We start from the raw sequence: 369 nt of genomic DNA on the forward strand, positions 1-369 counted from the left end.
CCACCAGCTCGATCACGTCGCTGTCGACCGGCCTTTCGTCGACCAACAGCTCGGTCACATCGCTGTCGACTTCCACGTCGACCGGTCTGTCGTCGGCCACCAGTTCGATCACGTCGCTCTCGACCGGTCTTTCGTCGACCAACAGCTCGGTCACTTCGCTGTCGACTTCCACGTCGACCGGTCTGTCGTCGGCCACCAGTTCGATTACGTCGCTCTCGACCGGCCTCTCGTCGACCAACAGCTCGGTGACGTCGTTGTCGACTTCCACGTCGACCGGTTTGTCGTCGGCCACCAGCTCGATCACGTCGCTGTCGACCGGCCTTTCGTCGACCAACAGCTCGGTCACATCGCTGTCGACTTCCACGTCGA

1 protein-coding gene is annotated in these 369 nt (G+C 62.1%); it reads right to left on the bottom strand.

What is annotated here, in order from left to right:
* On the bottom strand, positions 1-346 hold a 346-nt coding region (locus G3O00_RS44275), incomplete at its 3' end, for a hypothetical protein (RefSeq protein WP_206146649.1).
* Positions 347-369: the final 23 nt, after the last annotated feature.

The organism is Burkholderia sp. Ac-20384 (genome assembly GCF_017104605.1).
GTDB lineage: Bacteria > Pseudomonadota > Gammaproteobacteria > Burkholderiales > Burkholderiaceae > Burkholderia > Burkholderia lata.